The following is a 19,565-nucleotide window of genomic DNA, read 5'->3' as shown; positions in this document are numbered from 1 at the left end:
CCCCCGCCCCCCCCGCGCCCCCCCGGGGCCGCCACCCCGGGGGGTTTCCGTCCCCCGCCGCGGGGGGCCCCCGGGGGCCCCCGATGTCGTCGATCACGGTGCCGCAACAACTCAGTCGGCGGACTTCGGCACGCTGACGGCGACGAACAGGCTGGCATCCTGACGGCGGACCAGGAGCATGACCGAATCACCAGGCTGCACACTCTTGACCGCGTTGTTGAATTCCACTGACGTCCTGACCTTCTGCTTTCCGACCATGAGCACGATGTCGCCCGGCTGCAGTGCAGCACGGCGCGCCGGTACGCCGGTGATGCGCGTCACGACCACACCTTCGTCCTTGATACCGAGCTGTTGCCGCTGTTCCGCCGTCAGATCGTCGACGACCATGCCCAGCGGGTTTGTACCGGCAGCGGTATTCGCGCCGGCACCAGCCTGCGCGGTGGCATCGCGCGACAGTTCGGAAACGGTGACGGGAATGGTGACGGTCTTGCCGTCACGGAACACGCTGAGGTCCACCTTGCTGCCAGGCGCGGTCGCTCCGACCATCGGCGGCAGGTCGGAGGAATGCACCACGTCAACGCCGCCGAACGCGAGAATCACGTCGCCGACCTTGACGCCAGCCTTCTCGGCGGCGCTGCCGGCCGTCGTCGCGTTGACCAGCGCACCTCCGGTCCGCGGCAGGCCCAGGCTCTGCGCCAGCTCGCGATTCACGTCCTGAATTTGCACGCCGATCATGCCGCGCGACACGAACCCCTTGTCCTTGATCTGCTTGACCGCGCTCATGGCCGTATCGATGGGAATCGCGAATGAGACGCCCATGAAGCCGCCGGTGTTCGACAGGATCTGCGAATTGATGCCGACGACCTCACCGTCCAGGTTGAAAAGCGGACCACCCGAATTGCCCCGATTGATCGCCACGTCGGTCTGAATGAAGGGTACGTACTGCTGGTCGCGCCCGCCGAAGCTGCGGCTCACGGCGCTGACAATACCGGCCGTCACCGAATGATCGAATCCGAACGGCGAACCGATGGCCAATACCCACTGACCGGGCCTGAGCTTCTTGGAATCGCCGATCGTCACGGCGGGCAGATTGCTGGCCGTCACTTTCAGCAGCGCGATGTCGTACTGCGAGTCGGCACCAACGACCTTGGCGTCGAGTTCACGCCGGTCGGACAGGCGTACGGTAACGCTGTCGGCGCCATCGACGACGTGGTTGTTGGTCAGGATGTAACCGTCGTTGGAAATGATGAAGCCAGAGCCGAGCGAGACACCACCAGGACGACCGCCGCGCGGCGCGCCAGGGCCGCCAGGACCGAAGAAACGACGGAAGATTTCGGGCACCTGTTCCTGATCCGCGTCGTCGTCGGCGGTGCCCGCGCTGTCGCCGTCGCCGCCGTTCTGACGCGCCTGAACGTTGACCACGGCCGGCCCGTTCTTGTCGACCAGCGGGGTGAAGTCCGGCAGGTCGTACGCCTGCGCGGTCGCCGCAGCGAAGAAAACCAGCCCTGCCAACGACAGGGCGAAAGACTTCCACATGCCTCGTTGCATACAGTTTGCCTTTGCTGATTTTTGAGGGTCTACCCAGTCTGGCCGGGCGTTCCCGGAGGACTCCGGACGCCGCTTTGAGAGCCGCCGGGCGGCAAAGTTCCGTAACGCCGCATGGCGCCGGCCTTCGTTTATCTGGCGCTCAAAACGGGCCGAATCAATACCGCGGACAAACGAACGGCCCCAGCGCAGCACGCCGGAGCCGTCGTGGAAAACATCGCAGAATTCTATTGCAGGCGCGGCTGCGCTTTCTGCTCCGCCGGCTGCACCGGCACGATCAGCAAAACGTAAGGTGCCGTCGGCGTGCGCAGATTCATGCCGCTCGCGTCGACCGGACGCCACCCGTTGGACGGCTGCGACCGCAGGTCGTAGCCCGGGGCAAACAAGGTGTCGCCGCCTACGGTCGCCGAAGCCGGCTGGGCCAACTGCGGCAGACGCGGCTGCAGAATGCTGTCGTTGAAGGGGGTAGCGCGAACCGGAGCCTGCGTGCTGACACCGCTGGCAACCGTGCCGCCGCGCGCGGTTTCCTGTTCCGGTGCCGAAGCGATCAGGGCGACCACCGCGACCGCTGCGGCCACCGCGCCGCCGGACAGATAACGCAACCAGCGTGAGCTTCCCGCCTGGACCGGAGCGGACTCGGCATCGAGCCGGGCCATGACGGCGGCAGCGAAGCCGGCATCCGCAACCAGAATGGGCCGTCGCTGCAGACAGTCGCGGGTGACGTGAAAACGTGCCCATCCCGCAACCAGTGCGCGGTCCGTCTCGACCGCACGCAGCACGAAACGGGCTGCATCGCGCTCGATCTCACCATCCATCAGTGCGGAAAGCTGTTCCTTGATTTCAGTGCTCATGACGATCAAACCTCGCTGTCCGCAAGCAGCGGACGCAGTTGCGTGTCGATGGCCTCGCGGGCCCGGAAGATGCGTGAACGCACCGTTCCGATGGGGCATTGCATCTGCTCGGCGATCTCCTCGTAGGACAACCCATCGACTTCACGCAGGGTGATCGCGGTACGCAGTTCGTCGGGCAACTGTTCGACTGTGGCGAATACGGTTTGTTCAATTTCCTGCCGCAGCAGTTCGCGTTCGGGCGTGGCGCTGTCTTTCAGGCGGACGCCGGCATCGAGCTGGACCGCGTCATCGACGGCGATGTCGTCGGTCGGCGGGCGCCGGCCCTGCGACACCAGATAGTTCTTCGCTGTGTTGATCGCGATGCGATACACCCAGGTGTAGAAGGCACTGTCGCCACGGAACGCACCGATCGCGCGGTATGCACGAATGAACGCTTCCTGCGCCACGTCCTGGCATTCGGACCAGTCGGAAATATAGCGCGAGATCACGCTGACCACTTTGTGCTGGTAACGCCGCACGAGCAGGTCGAAGGCGCGCTTGTCGCCCTTCTGCACGCGCTCGACCAGCACATTGTCGGAAACTTCGTCGCCCATCCGGGCCGTACTCCCTGCACTCGCCGGCGCCGCTTCCTGCACCGGACGCACTGTTTCGCGCCGCGCGGCCTCGGACTCGCGTCCCCAAACCAGAAATCCAGATCCCATCACTGCTTCCACGTCGAACCCCGCTCACGTTGTTGCGTGATACCGGCGCTCAGGCCAGTGCCGGGTTCAAGACAACGGCAGCTGTACGGAAGTTCCATGTCACTCGCTGCAACCAGGCTGCGAACGGTCGGAAACCATTGGCAGCCAGCGTCCGAGTATGAGCTACGGCAAGCTCAACGGGACAGCAACTCCTGTCCGTTGCCGCCAAACAGCTTTTCCCGCTCGGCCAACATGTTCTCGAAACTGACCGGTGCGAGCGGCCGGCAGAACAGATAGCCCTGCAGCTCCTCGCAGCCGTGGTCGCGCAGGAAATTGAAGTGCTCTTCGATCTCCACGCCTTCGGCGACCACGCCGAGCTTGAGGCTGTGCGCCATGTCGATCGTCGCGCGCACGATGGCTTCGTCATCCGGATCCACGCCGATGTTGCGGACGAATACCTGGTCGATCTTGATCTTGTCGGCCGGAAAGCGGCGGATATAGTCCAGCGAAGACTGGCCGGTACCGAAATCATCGATCGAAATGCGGCAGCCCAGATCGCGCAGCGACTGCAGCGTTTCCATGAGATTGGGGATCGACTTGACGCTGATGCTCTCGGTCACCTCGAGATCGAGCAGGGTCGGATCGATGCCGGTTTCGTCGACGACGCTACGCACGATCTCCACGAGGTTGGGCTGCTTGATCTGCAGCGCCGAAAGATTGACGCTGACCCGAAGCGGCAGATTGAAGCGCGTCTGCCAGCGTTTGGTGTCTGCGCAAGCGACTCTTAGCACCCACTCGCCGATGGATACGATCAGGCCGGTCTCTTCGGCCAGGGGAATGAAGAATCCGGGGCTGATCATGCCGAGTTCCGGATGCTCCCAGCGGATCAGCGCCTCCATGCCGATGATGTCTTCGCTGAACGAATCGACCTGCGGCTGGTAATAGACTCGCAATTCGTTGTTGCGCTCCGCCACGCGCAGCTTGGTCTCCAGAGCGATGCGCTGCTGGTGCGACTCCTCGGGTACGGCGACATAGGTCTGGAAATTGTTCCTGCCCATGCCCTTGGCGCTGTACATCGCGACGTCGGCATGCTTGAGCAGGCGTTCGGCCGTGGTCGCATCGTCCGGATAGAAGCTGATGCCGATCGATGCGGTGATGTGCAGCTCGGAACCGTCGTCGAGGGTCAGGGGCGCTTCCATCACGCGCACGATTTTCTCGGCGATGCGCATGACGTCGTCGCGCTGCACGATGTGGCGCAGGATCAGGGTGAATTCGTCGCCCGCATAGCGCGCCACGGTATCGGAGGCACGGATGCTGGAGCGCAGGCGCCGCGAAACCGCGTCGAGCACCTGGTCGCCGACGCTGTGGCCGAGCGAGTCGTTGATGTTCTTGAAGCGATCGAGATCCACGAAGAGCACGGCGAACATCTCGCCGGTGCGGTGCGCCTCGTTGATCGTCGTTTCCAGACGATCGTTGAACAGCAGACGGTTGGGCAGCCCGGTCAACGCGTCCTGCAACGCCTTCGCCTTGCCCTGGTCGCGCGAACGGCGCAGCTCCAGCTCGAGTGCCAGACGCCCGGCAGCGACACGCAAGGTGTCGACGATGGTGGTGGATTCGGGCAGCGCGGTGCGCCGGCCCAGCAGCAGCGCGCCAAGCACGGTGCGGCGCTCGTCGCGCAACGGCAGCCCGACGAACGCTTCGAAGCGCGTGAAACCGAGAAAGGAGTCGCGTTCGACGCGCTTCCAGGCCTCGCTCAGATGAATCACGCTGCTCCCATCGAGCACCTCGCGCAAGGTCGGCTGCTTGAGTGGATCAGGCGCGTCGCCCGGCATGCTGACCCGCTGATACAGGGTGATCGGCTGGACTTCGGTCGGCTGGTCCGGCCGCGCGGAAACCAGCGTCACGTAGTCCAGCTCCAGCCAGTCCACAAGGAGTCGCACCACCTGCTTGACGCCCTCGTCGCCGGCGCCCACTTCGATCGCCTCGGCCAGCAGGCCCAGAGACTGCTGCAGCCGGCCCAGTTCGCCGAGATCGCGCAAGATCGTGAAGTGCACCAGCTTGCCCGCGCGCACGGCCAGCCGCGACACCACCTCGGCCGGATAGCTGCTGCCGTCGGCGCGCGGCTTCTGGCAGCGGTAGCGTACGCTGCCCTCGCGGGTGAGGCGCGCATTGAGCTCGACGCGCTGCTCGCGCGTGTGGCTCTTGCTGATCATGTCCAGCGGCTGGCCGATCACCTGTGCCAGCGGGAAGCCCGAGCGCTGCAGGAATACCGGATTCACCTCGACGATGCGGCCGGTCTTGGGATCGGAGATCACCAGTTCGTCGAGGCTGCCCTCGAATGCAAACTGATAGCGATCGGAAGCGGCCGATTTGACCGCGACGTCGCTGCTGGCGCCACCGCCGCGGGCCACGCTCAGCGCTTGACGTATCCGCGCAAGGGCTTCCGCGCCGTCGACCGGAGAGCGCAGCCAGTCGATCACACCAGGCGGCATGCGCGACCAGTCCCAATGGCGCTCGGCGGTTTCCGCCGGCAGCAGGCCGATCACGGGCACGCGCGCAAGACGCTCGTCGCCCTTCATCTGGGTGCAGAAGGCCACCGCTTCGCGCGCCGAGCCGACGAATTCGATCAGCACGACATCGATGTCCGGATCCTGATTCAGGAAGGCCAGCGCCTGCTGCAGATCCTTGGCGGTGTAGATCGCGTCGAAGTTCTGGCCATCGAGCGTATCGAACAGTACGCGCCTGTCGTCACGGTTGGTGGCGACGATGAGTACCGATCCCTGACCTTTTTCGTCGCGCGCCATCAGATCACCCAGCGTCCGTCGCGCAGGCGCGGACGTTGCGGCATGACCCGCTCGAAACTCAGGTGTTCAGTGACTTCCTCGAGGCTGTCGGGCATGGTCAGCGAGCCGCCGATGAATACGACCTTGCGCTCGTTGCCGCCCTTGGCGCGACCGATCTGGCGCAGCAGGCCTATGTTGGGCGGACGCAGATGGCCTTCGCACTCGACGAACAGATAGATCCCGAAATGCATGCTTTGCAGGATGTAGCGCAAGGCGTCGGCCATGCGCTTGGAGCCGGGCACGCGGACATCGCCTTCGCGCAGCGAACTGATGCCCAGATCGTCCTGCCACTGATAAACGGACTGGCCACTGCGCAGGGCAAACTGGCGAAACTGGGCCAGGACCTCGCTGATGTCGGTGGTCTCGACCACGACCACATTCTGCTTCGACGCAATCACGCGGTCGAACAGGCGGGTACTCAATTGGCTTTCGCTGCTCTCGACATTCACGCGTTGAAGACCGCCCCCTAGCCGATTGTCGGGAAAGGGGCGAAAGCCCCTCTCTCAGTCGAACGGTGCAAGCGGAGCTTGCCCACGTTCTCCGAAAATCCATCGCTTACGCGATCGACTCTCGGGCGATCCATTCTGGATCGCACCAGCAAGCTGTAACAGCCCGCTGGCATGTCCCGCTCCGTCGCCGCCGCTGCGGCCGACATTATCCCGACCACCGCAGATTGACCAGAGGCGCAGGCAGCACGGATTATAGCCCGCCCCTACTGCCAGCCAGCCGCGCCATGTTCGAAGGACTCCGCTTTTCCCACTGGAAGACCGAGCGCGGCAGCGACGGCATCGTCGTGCTGAGCTTTGACCGTGCCGGTGACCGCGTCAATACGTTCTCGCGCGCCGTGCTGGACGAACTCGGCGAGATCATCGAGCGCCTGTCGATCGAGCCGCCCAAGGGCGTCATCGTGCGCTCGGGCAAGAGCGCCGGCTTCATCGCCGGTGCCGACATCCGAGAGTTCGAGCAGTACGAGAAAGCCGGCTCCGTCCTGGAATCGATCCAGAACGGCCAGCGCGTGTTCGAGCGGTTCGCACGACTGCCCTGCCGCACCGTCGCCGCGATCCACGGCCACTGTATGGGCGGCGGCACCGAACTGGCGCTCGCCTGCCGCTATCGGGTGGCCAGCCGCGACCCTTCGACGCGCATCGGTCTGCCCGAGGTCAAGCTTGGCATTTTCCCGGGCTGGGGCGGCAGTGCGCGGCTGCCCTACCTGATCGGCGCGCCGACGGCGTTGGAACTCATGCTCAGCGGACGCACGGCGTCGGCCGAAAATGCCCGCGCCATCGGCCTGGTCGATGCGCTGGCTTCACCCGAGCTGCTGGTGGAGAAGGCGCGCGAACTGATTCTCCACCCGCCGGCCCGACCGCTAAGGCAGCGCGCTTTGGCCTGGGTCACGAATACCTGGCCGGCGCGACAGGTCATTGCGCCACTGGTGCGCAAGCAGGCTTCCGCCAAGGCCAGCCCAGCGCACTATCCTGCACCCTTCGCGCTGATCGAGACCTGGCGTCGTGGCGGAGGCATCGGCAAGCGGCTCAATAACGAGGCTCGCGCGGTCGCCAAGCTGTCGCAGACATCAACCGCGCGCAACCTGATCCGCGTCTTCTTCCTGCAGGAACAGCTCAAGGGACTTGGCGGCGGCACCAGCCACGGCATTGAGCACGTTCATGTCGTCGGTGCCGGCGTCATGGGTGGCGACATCGCGGCCTGGTGCGCGCTGCGCGGCTTCCAGGTCACGTTGCAGGACCGCGAGATGAAGTATGTCCAGCCGGCGCTGGACCGGGCACGCGAGCTCTACACCAGGCGCCTGAAGACGCCGGACCGCATCAACCCTGCGCTGGAGCGGCTGCAGGCCGACGTGCAGGGCAGCGGCATCGCCAGCGCCGACCTCGTGATCGAGGCGATCTACGAGAACCTCGAGGCCAAGCAGGCGCTCTACGCGCAGGTCGAAGCGCAGTTCCAGGAAGGCGAGCTGCTGGCGACGAACACGTCGAGCATTCCGCTGGACCAGCTCAGTGCCGCGGTGCAGCGCCCGCAACTTTTTCTCGGACTGCACTTTTTCAACCCGGTCGCGATGATGCCGCTGGTCGAGGTCGTGACCCACGACCGGCTCGACCCCGAGGCGGTGCAGCGTGCACTGGCGTTCTGCAAGGCCATCGACAAGCTGCCGGTGCCGGTCAAGAGTTCGCCAGGCTTCCTCGTCAACCGCATCCTGATGCCGTACCTGCTCGAAGCGATGACGCTGTACAGCGAAGGCGTACCGGGACCGGTACTGGACAAGGCCGCCAAGAAGTTCGGCATGCCGATGGGGCCGATCGAACTGGCCGACACGGTAGGCCTCGACGTCTGCGCCTCGGTCGGCAAGATCCTCGCCGGATTCCTCGGCCTGGATGTTCCCAAAGGTATGGAAGCGCTGCTCGAATCGGGCAAACGCGGCAAGAAGGACGGCCAGGGCTTCTATGTCTGGCAGGACGGCAAGCCGGTCAAGCCGCAGGTCGATCCGAACTACGAGGCGCCGTCTGACATTACCGAACGCATGATCCTGCCGATGCTCAACGAATCGGTGGCCTGCCTGGCCGAAGGCGTGGTCGAGAATGCCGATCTGCTCGATGCGGGCGTGATCTTCGGCACCGGCTTCGCGCCGTTCCGCGGCGGTCCGATCGCGCACATCCGCAGCGAAGGCGCGGCCAAGATCAAGGCCCAGCTCGAGGCGCTGGCCAGCCGCTACGGCAAGCGCTTCGCGCCGAAGGGCGGCTGGGACCTGGTGTAGGGACCGGAAAATAGGCAAAGGAGAGAGAAACGAGTAAGGGCAGCGTCAGCGCTGAGGCAGCCTTTGCCCGTTTCTCACTCCTCTCACGTCTTTCCTAGCTCATACACCCGCAAATGCGTCGCCGCCGAGCACAACAGCGGCATGTCGATGCCGTGGGCGCAGCCGCGCGCGATCAGGTCGCCGAGGATGTGTTCGCACTCGGTCGTTGCGCCACGCTGCAGGTCGCGCAGCATCGAAGCCTTCAGCGGCGAGCCGGCGGTAGTCAGTATCGCGACCGCCTCGTCGCGGGCGGCGGCGGCGATGGCATGGCCCGCCGCCGCAGCGACCGCGCAGGCTTCGGCGTAGCAGCGCCGCAGCAGCGCCGTGCCGTCTGGCGTGGCGACGATGTCGCCGATTGATCCCCGCATCAGGCAGGTCATCGCCGCCAGCGTCGCGAGAAACGCGAACTTTTCCCACATCGCGTCGATGATGCGTTGGCTCTGACGTACCTCGACCGGCGCAGCCAGCAGCGCAGGCGCGAGATCCGCCAGACGGGGATCCGGCGCCCGCGCACCGAAGGTAAGTCGATGCGGCTGCCCCATGTGCAGCACGCTGCCGTCGGGCTGCAGCGTTACCGAAATATGGCAAAGACCGCCGAGCACGCGCGCCGCGCCGAAAGCCTGGTCGAGCACGTCGAGATGGCGCAAACCGTTGAGCAGCGGCAGCACGCGGCTGCCGGGACCGACGGCCGGTGCTATCGCGGCCAGCGCGGTATCGAGGTCGTGGGCCTTGCAGGTGAGCAGGATCAGGTCGAAGGGACTACCCGCCGGCAGGTGGGTCAGCACGTCGACGGGAGCGGCGAAGTCGCCGTGCGAGCTGGACACGCGCAGGCCGTCACGGCGCAGCAGTTCCGCGCGCGCCGGACGAACCAGGAAGGAAACCGCGCTGCCGGACTGGACCAGGCGGGCACCGAAATAGGCGCCGGTCGCGCCGGCACCGAGTACGAGGACACGCATCACATGGTATGCGTCGGGCGATCCGAACCCAGGATGCCGGCCAGTATCGATTCGATCTTGGTGCGCGCGGTTTCGCCGTCCGCGGATTCGTTGAACTGCACGCCGATGCCGGCGGTGCGGTTTCCCTGGGCACCCGGCGGCGTGATCCAGACGACCTTGCCTGCCACCGGCAGGCGGTCTTTCTCTTCCATCAGGGTCAGCAGGATGAAAACTTCGTCGCCCAGCGAATAGCGCTTGGCTGTGGGAACGAACAATCCGCCGTTCTTCACGAACGGCATATACGCGTTGTAGAGCGCGCCCCTGTCCTTGATCGCCAGCGACAGGATGCCTTGTCGCGGCATGCCGCCCATTGCCGGGGTAGCCATATCACGTCCTCCTCGCCGCCGGCGCCAGTGCGCGCCAGGCCAGCAACAGTTCCAGTAACAGCAATTCGCTACGCACCGGCGTACGCAATTGTTCGCGCACGCGTCCCGCTTCGCGGAACCATTGCGCTAGCTTGTTGAAATCGCTGATGGCGGTCAAGGCGAGCGGACCGCGCGACTGGCGCGCCTGCGCCGCCGTTTCGGCCTGCGCCAGCTGAGCCGCGAACCAGGTGCGGCGTTCCGCCTCGCTCTTGGCCCAGCGGTTGGCGACTTCGGCCGGTGCTGCCTTGCGCGTCCAGAGGTTGGCCAGGTCGCTCGCGACTTCGGTGCGCAGGGCCAGTCCGCCGCCGCGCGCGAGATCCAGCGCAAGGCCGGGGTTGCCGGCGGCCGCTTCCAGCGCCTGCGCTGCACCATCGACGCCCTGGCGTTTTAGCCAGCCGACGGCTTCAGCTGCATTCGGCAGCACGAAATCCACGCGCTGGCAGCGCGAGCGGATAGTCGCCGGCAGGCGCGCGGACTGGTCGCTGATCAGCAGCATGACCGTGCCAGGGCCGGGTTCCTCGAGGGTCTTCAGCAGCGCATTTGCGGCCGCGTTGTTCATGAGATCGGCCGGATCGATCAGCGCGACCTGATGGCCACCGAACTGTGCGGTCATCGACAGGCGCTGCGACAGGACGCGGATCTGATCCACCACGATCTCGCTGCGCGGGGTCTTGCCGTCGTCGCGCAGTTCCAGGTTGATCTCGACACGGTCCGGATGACTCCCCGCGGCAACCAGAAGGCAACCGCGACAGATGCCGCAGGCCACATCGGCCGGTTTTTCGCACAGCAGCAGCGCAGCCAGGCCGGCGGCGAACGCACGCTTGCCGAGGCCGGCCGGGCCGCCCAGCAGCAAGGCGTGCGGCATGGCGCCGCGGCGTTGGCGTTCCAGCACATTGTCCCAGAGTGGACGATTCCAATCGGCACCGTTCATGTGTTCACCCACGGCATCCGGCTCATGGCGTACGCCGCAACTGGTAGCGCGCGACGGCGCGATTGTGCGCATCGAGGCTGGGGCTGAACTCATGCGAACCATCGCCACGCGCGACGAAGTACAGGGCGTCGCCCGGGGCCGGGCGCACCGCGGCTTCGAGCGCCGCGAGACCCGGCAATGCGATCGGCGTCGGCGGCAGGCCGGTGCGCGTATACGTGTTGTACGGCGTGTCGGTGTCGAGGTCGCGCCGGCGCAGGTTGCCGTCGAAGGCCGCACCCAGGCCGTAGATTACGGTCGGATCGGTCTGCAGTTTCATGCCCAGGCGCAGGCGCCGGGCGAAAACCCCGGCTATCGCCGGACGCTCGGCCGCCTTGCCGGTTTCGCGCTCGACGATCGAGGCCAGGATCAATGCCTGGTACGGCGACTCCAACGGCAGATCCGGTGCCCGCTTGGCCCAGGTTTCGGCCAGCGCGCGGGTCATCGCCTGGTGCGCGCGGCGCAGCAGATCCAGATCGCTGTCGCCACGCGTCCAGGTATAGGTTTCCGGAAGGAAACGGCCTTCGGGATGGTCCGCACCGGCGCCGAGTTCACGCATGATCTCGCTGTCGGACCGGGTCGTCAGGCTCTGACGCACGCCGGCGGCGTTCGCCAGTTCGGCGCGCAGCTGGCGAAATGTCCACCCTTCCACAATCGTAAAGCGACGCTGGATCACATCGCCGGCCGCCATGCGCCGCAGCAGCTCACGCGGCGTCGTACCGACCGGGACGGCATACTCGCCGGCCTTGAGCCGCGTGGCCACATCCATGCGCTGCGCGAGGGCACGCCAGTACAGATCATGCGCATCGCTCAGGCCGGCCTCCCGGATCTGGCGACGTATCGCCGCAAACGACGCACCTGCCGGCACGTCAAGCACGACCGGAGCGCCGACGCGCAGCGGCACATCGGCAAAGTGGTCCGCATCCTGCCACGCGAACCAGCCCGCCGCCGCCAGGCCGATCAGCAGCAGCCAGCCGAACACGCGCGCCACACCACCGCCTCGTCTTGCAGCCGGCCTGGCCGCGCTCTTGCGGCTGCGCCTAGCCATCGGCCGGCTCCATCAGGCCGAGCGCGCGCCATTCTTGCTGCAATCCGCGCGTGACGGCGCCGGGCGCGAAGGTCTGCGCGTCGATGCCCCGCACCGGCAGGATGCCGCGCAAGCTGGAGGTCAGGAAAACTTCGTCCGCATGCATCAATTCGTTCCAGGTCAGGCTGCCGACCGCGACCTCGCGCCTCGCCAGCACTTCGGCGCGACACACGCCGGCCACGCCGCACTCGTCGAGCGCCGGCGTCAACAGCCGGCCTCCGCGTACGGCAAACAGGTTGGCAGCGGTCGCGCCGATGACACGTCCGGCGGAATCGCCGAGCAGTCCTTCGGCAATTTCCGCGTCGTTCCACTCGGCCCGCGCCAGCACTTGCTCGAGCCGGTTCAAATGCTTGAGCCCGGCCAGCAGCGGCTGCGCCGCCAAGCGCAAACTGCAGCAGCGTACCCGGATTCCGCGGGCACACCAATCGGGCGCAACAACCGGCGCGGACGATGCTGCGACGATCCAGTTCGGCATCGCCGGCACCGGCGGCGCGTAGCCGCGTTCGCCGACGCCACGTGTGACCGTGATGCGCACGGCCGCACGCGCCAGGCCGCTACTGGCCTGCTGAGCGACGGCCAACAGCGCATCGATCGGCGGAAGCGCGAATCCGAGCCGGGCCACGCCAGCCTCCAGCCGCGTGCGATGCCGCGGCCACAGCGGGGCGACGCCGTCGACGAACAGCACCGTCTCGAACAATCCGTCGCCGTACATCAGGCCGCGATCGTGCGTCGGAATCCACGCACCTTCGATACCGTTGAGGTAGGTGCGCGCGCTCACGCGTCCAGACCCAGTGCGCGCAGCAGGCCACGCGCCTTGTGCCGCGTTTCCTCCAGTTCGCGTGCAGCGACCGAGTCGACGACGATGCCGGCACCGGCGCGCCAGCGCAGCTGGCGGCCGTTCTGGCTGATGGTGCGGATCAGAATGTTGAGGTCCATGCCGCCGTCGCGGTTGAGATAGCCCAGCGCTCCGGTATAGGCGCCGCGGCCACCGTGCTCAAGCTCGGCGATGATTTGCATGCAGCGCACTTTCGGGCACCCGGTGATGGTGCCGCCGGGAAACACCGCGCGGATCACCTCGCCCGGCGTCACGCCAGCGCGCAAGGTCGCACGGACATTCGACACGATGTGGTGCACATGGGCGTAGGTCTCTACGCTCATGAGCTCGTCGACGACGACGCTGCCGGGTCGCGCGACACGGCCCAGGTCGTTGCGCTCCAGGTCGATGAGCATGACGTGCTCGGCGCGCTCCTTGGGATGCCCGACCAGCTCGCGGATGCGCGCTGCATCGTCGTCACCGGGAAAGCGCGGCCGCGTGCCGGCGATGGGTCGCGTCTGCACGATGTCGCCCTGCACCTGCACCAGCCGTTCGGGGGAGGAGGAAATCACGGCCCAGTCGTCGAGCTGGAACAGGCCCGCGAACGGCGACGGATTCGCTTGGCGCAGATTGGCGTAGATCTGCGCTGGCGCCGCTGCTCGCGCGAGGCGCGCGCGCCATTCGCGCGACAGGTTGACCTGGAAGATATCACCGGCGCGCAGGTATTCATGGATGCGCGCCACGCCGTCGAGAAAGTCCTGCGGCGCATCTTCCTCGATAGCCGACAGCGACAGCGCCGTGGGTTGCGGTGCGCGGGCGTGGGCCAGATCACGTTCCACCACGTCGAGCAGATGCGCATGACCGGGCTCGGCAACGAGCACGGTGCGTCCGCGACCATGGTCGACAAGCACGCCAACCGGACAGCGCAACGCGATCGCACGCGGCAGTGCCGCATCCGGCGCATCGGGCAACTGCAGCACCGGCTCGATGCTGGCCGCAATCTCGTACGAAAGAAACAGCGCCCAGCCGCCGCGGAACGGCAACGCAGCCGCAGCCTCGTCTGGCGTCGCGAACTGCGCGCGCCACTGCGCATCGAGCGCGACGAGGAAATCGTTGCCGGCAACACCACCCTGCGCGTCGACGACCTCACCGATCCGGTCCAGACGCAAGCTGTCCTGCGGAAACGCCGGCAGCACGTCCCACGCAGCCCTGTCGCCGATCGCCACGCTCTGCAGCAGGCAGGGATACCGTTCCGGCCTCAGCGCGGCCAGCGCAAGCAGATCGTGACGCTGCGGCAACTCGCGCGTGACGACGCCGGTGTCCACGCGCATGGGGGCGGAAACCGACACGAGTCAGTCCGGTCCCGCAGGAAAGCGAACGGGGAGGATTCCGAGCACGTCCGGCCAATAGGGCTTGCTGTTGCGCACCAGACCTCCGCACGCCACCACACCCCTGCGACGCAAGCGTGTGGTGGCGTCTTGGTTCAATAGGGCCGCGAAAAACCGGGGCATTTTCGGGACGATGATGTCGAGATCACGCCTGCAGCGCCGGACGCTCGCAACCTGTCGCTGGACGCGTCGCGCTCAGATGCGCCGGAATACCAGCGTGCCGTTGGTGCCGCCGAAGCCGAACGAATTGGACATTACGATATCGAGGGCATGCTGGCGTGCGGTATGCGGCACATAGTCCAGGTCGCAGCCTTCGCCGGGCTGGTCGAGGTTGATCGTCGGCGGCACCACGTTGTCGCGCAGCGCGAGCACGGAGAAGATCGCTTCCACACCACCGGCTGCACCGAGCAGATGACCCGTCATCGACTTCGTCGACGACACCATCACCTTGCCCACGTGGTCACCGAGCACAGTCTTCATGCCCTGGGTTTCGGCCAGATCGCCGGCCGGTGTCGAGGTGCCGTGGGCATTGATGTAGTCCACGTCCGCAGCCGTGATACCGGCATCCTTCAGCGCGTTGTTCATGCAGCGCGCCGCACCCTCGCCGTTCTCGCTCGGCGAGGTCATATGGTAGGCATCGCCGCTCATGCCGAAGCCGGCGAGTTCTGCGTAGATGCGCGCGCCGCGCGCCTTGGCATGTTCGTAATCTTCGAGCACGAGCACGCCGGCGCCGTCGGACAGCACGAAGCCGTCACGATCCCTGTCCCAGGGACGGCTGGCCTTGGTCGGCTCGCTGTTGCGCGTGGACAGCGTGCGTGCCGAGCAGAAGCCGCCGATCGCGGTACCGGTCGTCGAATACTCGGCACCGCCGGCAATCATGACGTCGGCATCGCCGTAGGCAATCATGCGTGCGGCCAGGCCGATGTTGTGCGCGGCGGTGGTACAGGCGGTGACCACGGAAATGTTCGGGCCCTTGACTCCGGTCATGATCGAGACGTTGCCCGAAATCATGTTGATGATGGTCGATGGCACGAAGAACGGCGAGATCTTGCGCGGGCCGCCTTCGGCCAGCGCCTGGCTGGTGCGCTCTATCGTCGCGATTCCGCCGATGCCGGCACCGACGCTGACGCCGATGCGCTCGGCGTTGGCCTCGGTCACTTCGAGGCCGGAATCCTTGAGCGCATCGAGAGACGCCGCGACGCCGTAATGGATGAAGGCATCCATCTTCTTCACGTCCTTGGGCGCGAACCACTGCGCTGGATCGAAATTTCGCACCTCGCCAGCGATGCGTGTGGAGTACGCACTGGCGTCGAAATGCGTGATGGGGCCGATCCCGCTGACACCACCCATGATGTTGTTCCAGGCCGTGGTGAGATCGTTGCCGACTGGACTCAGTATGCCCATGCCGGTGATGACGACGCGACGCTTGCTCATGCGAATGCTTCCAGACTGGAGTGCCGGCACCGCCGGGCGGCGGCGCTACCGCGCAAGGCCCGGAATGGTCCACGCAGGCGCGAAGCGGCAGGGCGGGGAATCAGGATGGGCCGCACCGGAACGCCGCACGTTTGGCGACGCTCCCAAAACGCGAACTGCGCCATGCGGCGCAGCTCGGATGCAGCTTGGGACTCAGGCTCAGGCCTTGACGTGGGCCTTGATGTAGTCGACCGCCTGCTGCACGGTCGTGATCTTTTCGGCTTCTTCGTCGGGGATCTCGCACTCGAACTCTTCTTCGAGGGCCATTACCAGTTCAACCGTGTCGAGCGAGTCGGCGCCAAGATCGTCCACGAAGGAGGCGTTCTGGGTCACTTCGTCTTCCTTCACGCCGAGTTGTTCGACGACGATCTTCTTGACGCGTTCTTCAATGCTGCTCATTGTGCAAATTCCTCCCGAAGGGAATAGTTCAAAAATCGAAACCACACTTCCTGTCGTTCGCGGCGCGCCGGCTGGCAGCAACGCATCCCGGCGGGCAACCCGCCCCTGCGCGGGCCAATTCCTTGGCAACACAAAGCCCGGCGATTGTAGAGGAATCGGAACTCACCAGCCAGATACGCTCGTTTGACACGAGCACGGCAGGCAAACCGCTGATTCTCAAGGCATGTACATGCCGCCATTGACGTGCAGAGTTTCCCCGGTGATCCACGCGGCCGCCGGCGAGGCGAGGAACGCGACCGCATGGGCGATGTCGTCGGGCTGACCCAGACGACCCAGGGCAATCTGTCCGAGCATCGCGTCCCTCTGTTCCTGCGGCAGCGCCGCCGTCATGTCCGTCTCGACAAATCCGGGCGCAACCACGTTGACGGTGATGCCGCGCGAACCTATCTCACGTGCCAGCGATTTGGAGAAAGCGATGATGCCGGCCTTGGCCGCGGCGTAGTTGGCCTGGCCCGGATTGCCGGTCAGCCCGATCACCGAGGCAATGCTGATGATTCGGCCCTTGCGCGCCTTCATCATGCCGCGCAGGACCGCCTTGGAGGTACGGTAGACCGAGGTCAGGTTGGTATCGAGTATGGCCTGCCAGTCGTCTTCCTTCATGCGCATGAGTAGCTGGTCGCGCGTGATCCCGGCGTTGTTGACGAGCAGGGACACCGGGCCGAATTCCTTGGTGATCGCGTCGATCAGTCCTTCGACCGCCGCGCCGTCGGTGACGTTGAGCACGCGGCCGTGGCCGCCGATGGGCGCGAGGGTCTGGCCTATCGCGGCGGCACCGGCCTCGCTGGTCGCCGTGCCGACGACGATGGCGCCGGCATCCGCCAGACGCCTCGCGATCGCCGCGCCGATGCCGCGGCTGGCGCCGGTGACGAGCGCAATTTCGCCCTGCAGGTTTCCACTCATTGCAATGCTCCTTGGTGACTTATGCTTGGGCCGCGCCCTTGCTGCGACAGCGTCCAGAGATGCACGCCAGCACCTGCCGAAGCTTCCTTGAAGGTCTGCCGCACCGGCGGATGGCCGGCGGCGCGTTCAGCTAGCATCCCGACCGACTGCGAGCCCTGGCCTGGAAACACGAAGGCGGGATATGGGTGCGTCATAGGAAAGCAGAAGGCGGGAATGGACGGACCCACGGCGCGAACGCATCGCGCCGAACGTTCTCAATAGCGCACGAGCGCCGAGCCCCAGGTGAAGCCGCCGCCGAACGCTTCCAACAGCAGCAACTGGCCGCGCTGGACGCGGCCGGAGCGCACCGCATGGTCCAGCGCCAGCGGCACCGAGCCCGACGACGTGTTGCCATGCTTGTCGACCGTGACGATGACGCGGTCCATCGGCATTTCGAGGCGCTTGGCCGTGGCCTGGATGATGCGCAGGTTGGCCTGGTGCGGAATGAGCCAGTCGATCTCGGACTTGTCGAGGCCGTTCGCGGACAGGGTTTCCTCGACGACCGCGTCCAGCGTCTTGACCGCGACCTTGAAGACTTCGCTACCGATCATGAGCACGCGCACGCCAGCATTCTTTTCGTCGGGCTTGAAGCCCGCGGAGACGCCGACCGGATTCCACAGCAGTTCCTTGTATGCGCCGTCCGCGTGCAGGTGCGTGGAGATGATGCCCGGTGCGCTGTCCGCGGTCAGGACAACCGCGCCGGCACCGTCGCCGAACAGCACGCAGGTGCCGCGGTCGGACCAGTCGAGCATGCGCGTCAGGGTCTCGGCGCCGACGACGAGAGCCTTCTTCACGGCGCCCGATCGGATGAACTTGTCCGCCACGCTCAGCGCATACATGAAGCCCGAGCAGGCCGCATTGACGTCGAACGCCGCGCAGCCGTTCGCGCCGAGGCGATGCTGCAGCAGGCACGCAGTGGACGGAAAGATGAGGTCGGGCGTCGTCGTGCCGACGATGATCAGTTCGATCTCGCGGACGTCGACACCAGCGGCATCGAGAGCTGCGCGCGCGGCGCGCTCAGCGAGATCAGACGTGGTCTGCCCTTCCGCGGCGACATGGCGCTGGCGGATGCCCGTGCGGCTGTGGATCCATTCGTCGGACGTGTCGACGAGTTTTTCCAGGTCCGCGTTGGTCAGGATCTTGTCCGGCAGGTAACTGCCAGTGCCTGCGATACGGGAATGAATCAGAGCGGCTTCCCCCTGCATCGGTCGACTACGCCGATGCCCTGGTGGGAGCACGACGTGGCCTGCAAACGAATTCCGGCGCCTGCGCGCCGGAATTACGTGTCCACGATTCCGGCCGACGGGCGGCCGGAACGATCAGTCTTCGCTGTGGACAGGGGTCTTGCTGGGAATCACCTGGCGGCCGCGGTAGTAGCCGTCCTTGGTGATGTGATGACGAATGTGAACTTCGCCCGTCGTCGGGTCGGTGGCCAGTTGCTTGGCCGTCAGCGCATCGTGGGAACGGCGCATGCCGCGGGTGGACGGGGTCTTGCGGGATTTCTGAACTGCCATGGGACTCTCCAAAAACGCGTGTGTTCGCTTGCCGAAGCGGTGACGAACCAGTCAATTACGCGGCATTCGCCGCACCTGCGCCAATCGCGTGGCGCCACCGCCGCTGCTTCTATTCTTTCTTCAGACTGCCCAGCGCGGCGAACGGGTTCGGCCGCTGCGGTAACTCAGTCTGTTCCGGATCGGTCGACCAGTGCAGGTCCGACTCCTCCAGGCCCGGTTTGACCGGAATCAAGGGCAAGGCCAGCAGCAACTCGTCCTCGATCACTTCCGCGGGCCTGAGTTCGGACGATTCGAGCAGCAAAGGCTCGTAACCGGCCGGCAGGCCTGCTTCCTCTTCTTCCCGCGTTATCAACCCCAACCGGGTATCGATGCTCACGGGCATTGCAAACGGTTCCAGCGTGCGCTGGCAAGTCAGCGTGAGCTCACCCTGTGCCCGCAAGGCGATATAGGCAATGCCCAGATCGTCGCGGTCGAACTCGATATCGTACGCGATCGTCCCGTCCGGCGCCGCCAGCGCGTCAGTCAGACGCGGCAGGAGCGCTACGGGCAGGATGCCATTGAAGGAACGCCGCGCCGAAACCATGCGCCAAGCGTCCACTATCTCGGGGAAAGGCGCAGACATGGGCGCGCGATGGTAGTTTCGGCCGTGATTGAAGTCAAACGAAACCCACGCCCACTCCGTCACTTAGAAAGTTCTGGACAAGCCCCGGCACTGTCGCTCTTGCACTCGGCACCAGATCTCCACAACCCCGCCAAACGCCTGCTGCGCAGGCATTTGGCCTGTCCGGCCCGCTGGGCGTTCAGAGTGATCAGAGCCAATGGCTCTGAGCGATCACTCT

General features: G+C 65.8%; 18 protein-coding genes and 1 pseudogene. 1 reads left to right on the top strand and 18 read right to left on the bottom strand.

The annotated features are described in order from the left end of the window. Positions 1-111 precede the first annotated feature (111 nt). From RUU78_RS03400 to RUU78_RS03380, 5 genes are all read right to left on the bottom strand, one after another. The gene (locus RUU78_RS03400) at positions 112-1,536 is read right to left on the bottom strand and encodes a DegQ family serine endoprotease (RefSeq protein WP_313913680.1); all 1,425 of its coding nucleotides are present in this window, start codon (positions 1,534-1,536) and stop codon (positions 112-114) included. Between the two features lie 236 nt (positions 1,537-1,772). Then, a complete protein-coding gene (locus RUU78_RS03395; RefSeq protein ID WP_313913678.1) occupies positions 1,773-2,396 on the bottom strand; it encodes a sigma-E factor negative regulatory protein in 624 nt (207 codons plus the stop codon). A gap of 5 nt (positions 2,397-2,401) precedes the next feature. Further along, positions 2,402-2,989, bottom strand: a complete 588-nt coding sequence (gene rpoE / locus RUU78_RS03390; RefSeq protein WP_313913676.1) for an RNA polymerase sigma factor RpoE — start codon at positions 2,987-2,989, stop codon at positions 2,402-2,404. A gap of 281 nt (positions 2,990-3,270) precedes the next feature. Next, positions 3,271-5,880, bottom strand: a complete 2,610-nt coding sequence (locus RUU78_RS03385) for an EAL domain-containing protein (protein WP_313913674.1) — start codon at positions 5,878-5,880, stop codon at positions 3,271-3,273. After that, positions 5,880-6,341, bottom strand: a complete 462-nt coding sequence (locus RUU78_RS03380; protein WP_313913672.1) for a hypothetical protein — start codon at positions 6,339-6,341, stop codon at positions 5,880-5,882. Before RUU78_RS03380 ends, RUU78_RS03385 begins: the two co-directional genes overlap by 1 nt. Positions 6,342-6,652: 311 nt before the next feature. On the opposite strand from RUU78_RS03380, the gene RUU78_RS03375 reads away from it, so the two are divergent. Continuing rightward, positions 6,653-8,686 carry a 3-hydroxyacyl-CoA dehydrogenase NAD-binding domain-containing protein gene (locus RUU78_RS03375; protein ID WP_313913670.1) on the top strand — a complete coding sequence of 678 codons (2,034 nt, stop codon included), beginning with the start codon at positions 6,653-6,655 and terminating at the stop codon, positions 8,684-8,686. Between the two features lie 83 nt (positions 8,687-8,769). Here the strand turns inward: RUU78_RS03375 and panE are convergent, their stop codons facing one another. From panE to RUU78_RS03310, 13 genes and pseudogenes are all read right to left on the bottom strand, one after another. Further along, positions 8,770-9,681 carry a 2-dehydropantoate 2-reductase gene (gene panE, locus RUU78_RS03370; protein WP_313913668.1) on the bottom strand — a complete coding sequence of 304 codons (912 nt, stop codon included), beginning with the start codon at positions 9,679-9,681 and terminating at the stop codon, positions 8,770-8,772. Then, the gene (locus RUU78_RS03365) at positions 9,681-10,031 is read right to left on the bottom strand and encodes a PilZ domain-containing protein (RefSeq protein WP_313913684.1); all 351 of its coding nucleotides are present in this window, start codon (positions 10,029-10,031) and stop codon (positions 9,681-9,683) included. Before RUU78_RS03365 ends, panE begins: the two co-directional genes overlap by 1 nt. 16 nt (positions 10,032-10,047) lie before the next feature. After that, complete coding sequence (holB, locus tag RUU78_RS03360; RefSeq protein ID WP_313913666.1) at positions 10,048-11,016, bottom strand: DNA polymerase III subunit delta'; 969 nt, start codon at positions 11,014-11,016, stop codon at positions 10,048-10,050. Between the two features lie 22 nt (positions 11,017-11,038). Then, a complete protein-coding gene (gene mltG / locus RUU78_RS03355) occupies positions 11,039-12,100 on the bottom strand; it encodes an endolytic transglycosylase MltG (RefSeq protein WP_313913664.1) in 1,062 nt (353 codons plus the stop codon). Then, positions 12,093-12,917 (bottom strand): aminodeoxychorismate lyase, encoded by an 825-nt coding sequence (gene pabC, locus RUU78_RS03350; RefSeq protein WP_313913661.1) that lies wholly within the window; start codon positions 12,915-12,917, stop codon positions 12,093-12,095. The genes mltG and pabC overlap by 8 nt, the downstream gene beginning before the upstream one ends. Continuing rightward, a complete protein-coding gene (locus RUU78_RS03345) occupies positions 12,914-14,284 on the bottom strand; it encodes an aminodeoxychorismate synthase component I (RefSeq protein WP_313913682.1) in 1,371 nt (456 codons plus the stop codon). The genes pabC and RUU78_RS03345 overlap by 4 nt, the downstream gene beginning before the upstream one ends. Before the next feature lie 252 nt (positions 14,285-14,536). After that, positions 14,537-15,775: a beta-ketoacyl-ACP synthase II gene (gene fabF, locus RUU78_RS03340; protein ID WP_313913658.1), complete on the bottom strand. Its 1,239-nt coding sequence runs from the start codon at positions 15,773-15,775 to the stop codon at positions 14,537-14,539. A gap of 198 nt (positions 15,776-15,973) precedes the next feature. Continuing rightward, the gene (gene acpP / locus RUU78_RS03335; protein WP_133820841.1) at positions 15,974-16,213 is read right to left on the bottom strand and encodes an acyl carrier protein; all 240 of its coding nucleotides are present in this window, start codon (positions 16,211-16,213) and stop codon (positions 15,974-15,976) included. 216 nt (positions 16,214-16,429) lie between these two features. Next, the gene (gene fabG / locus RUU78_RS03330) at positions 16,430-17,173 is read right to left on the bottom strand and encodes a 3-oxoacyl-ACP reductase FabG (RefSeq protein ID WP_313913653.1); all 744 of its coding nucleotides are present in this window, start codon (positions 17,171-17,173) and stop codon (positions 16,430-16,432) included. 35 nt (positions 17,174-17,208) lie between these two features. Then, positions 17,209-17,367 (bottom strand): annotated as a pseudogene (locus RUU78_RS03325) (malonyl CoA-acyl carrier protein transacylase); the annotation flags it as partial. 60 nt (positions 17,368-17,427) lie between these two features. Further along, positions 17,428-18,417 (bottom strand): beta-ketoacyl-ACP synthase III, encoded by a 990-nt coding sequence (locus RUU78_RS03320; protein WP_313913651.1) that lies wholly within the window; start codon positions 18,415-18,417, stop codon positions 17,428-17,430. Between the two features lie 114 nt (positions 18,418-18,531). Beyond that, positions 18,532-18,726 (bottom strand): 50S ribosomal protein L32, encoded by a 195-nt coding sequence (gene rpmF / locus RUU78_RS03315; protein ID WP_313913650.1) that lies wholly within the window; start codon positions 18,724-18,726, stop codon positions 18,532-18,534. A 109-nt stretch (positions 18,727-18,835) separates the two neighbouring features. Beyond that, a complete protein-coding gene (locus RUU78_RS03310; RefSeq protein ID WP_313913648.1) occupies positions 18,836-19,324 on the bottom strand; it encodes a YceD family protein in 489 nt (162 codons plus the stop codon). Positions 19,325-19,565 lie beyond the last annotated feature (241 nt).

It is taken from the genome of Tahibacter sp. (assembly GCF_032229445.1).
GTDB lineage: Bacteria > Pseudomonadota > Gammaproteobacteria > Xanthomonadales > Rhodanobacteraceae > Tahibacter.
This window is presented reverse-complemented; position numbering and strand designations above follow the sequence as displayed.

Bases quoted from the DNA above. Each gene is read 5' to 3' on its own strand.
- RUU78_RS03400 (WP_313913680.1), bottom strand. From the start codon at position 1,536: ATGTGGAAGTCTTTCGCCCTGTCGTTGGCAGGGCTGGTTTTCTTCGCT.
- RUU78_RS03395 (WP_313913678.1), bottom strand. From the start codon at position 2,396: ATGAGCACTGAAATCAAGGAACAGCTTTCCGCACTGATGGATGGTGAG.
- rpoE (WP_313913676.1), bottom strand. From the start codon at position 2,989: ATGGGCGACGAAGTTTCCGACAATGTGCTGGTCGAGCGCGTGCAGAAG.
- RUU78_RS03385 (WP_313913674.1), bottom strand. From the start codon at position 5,880: ATGGCGCGCGACGAAAAAGGTCAGGGATCGGTACTCATCGTCGCCACC.
- RUU78_RS03375 (WP_313913670.1), top strand. From the start codon at position 6,653: ATGTTCGAAGGACTCCGCTTTTCCCACTGGAAGACCGAGCGCGGCAGC.
- panE (WP_313913668.1), bottom strand. From the start codon at position 9,681: ATGCGTGTCCTCGTACTCGGTGCCGGCGCGACCGGCGCCTATTTCGGT.
- RUU78_RS03365 (WP_313913684.1), bottom strand. From the start codon at position 10,031: ATGGGCGGCATGCCGCGACAAGGCATCCTGTCGCTGGCGATCAAGGAC.
- holB (WP_313913666.1), bottom strand. From the start codon at position 11,016: ATGAACGGTGCCGATTGGAATCGTCCACTCTGGGACAATGTGCTGGAA.
- mltG (WP_313913664.1), bottom strand. From the start codon at position 12,100: ATGGCTAGGCGCAGCCGCAAGAGCGCGGCCAGGCCGGCTGCAAGACGA.
- RUU78_RS03345 (WP_313913682.1), bottom strand. From the start codon at position 14,284: ATGCGCGTGGACACCGGCGTCGTCACGCGCGAGTTGCCGCAGCGTCAC.
- fabF (WP_313913658.1), bottom strand. From the start codon at position 15,775: ATGAGCAAGCGTCGCGTCGTCATCACCGGCATGGGCATACTGAGTCCA.
- acpP (WP_133820841.1), bottom strand. From the start codon at position 16,213: ATGAGCAGCATTGAAGAACGCGTCAAGAAGATCGTCGTCGAACAACTC.
- fabG (WP_313913653.1), bottom strand. From the start codon at position 17,173: ATGAGTGGAAACCTGCAGGGCGAAATTGCGCTCGTCACCGGCGCCAGC.
- RUU78_RS03320 (WP_313913651.1), bottom strand. From the start codon at position 18,417: ATGCAGGGGGAAGCCGCTCTGATTCATTCCCGTATCGCAGGCACTGGC.
- rpmF (WP_313913650.1), bottom strand. From the start codon at position 18,726: ATGGCAGTTCAGAAATCCCGCAAGACCCCGTCCACCCGCGGCATGCGC.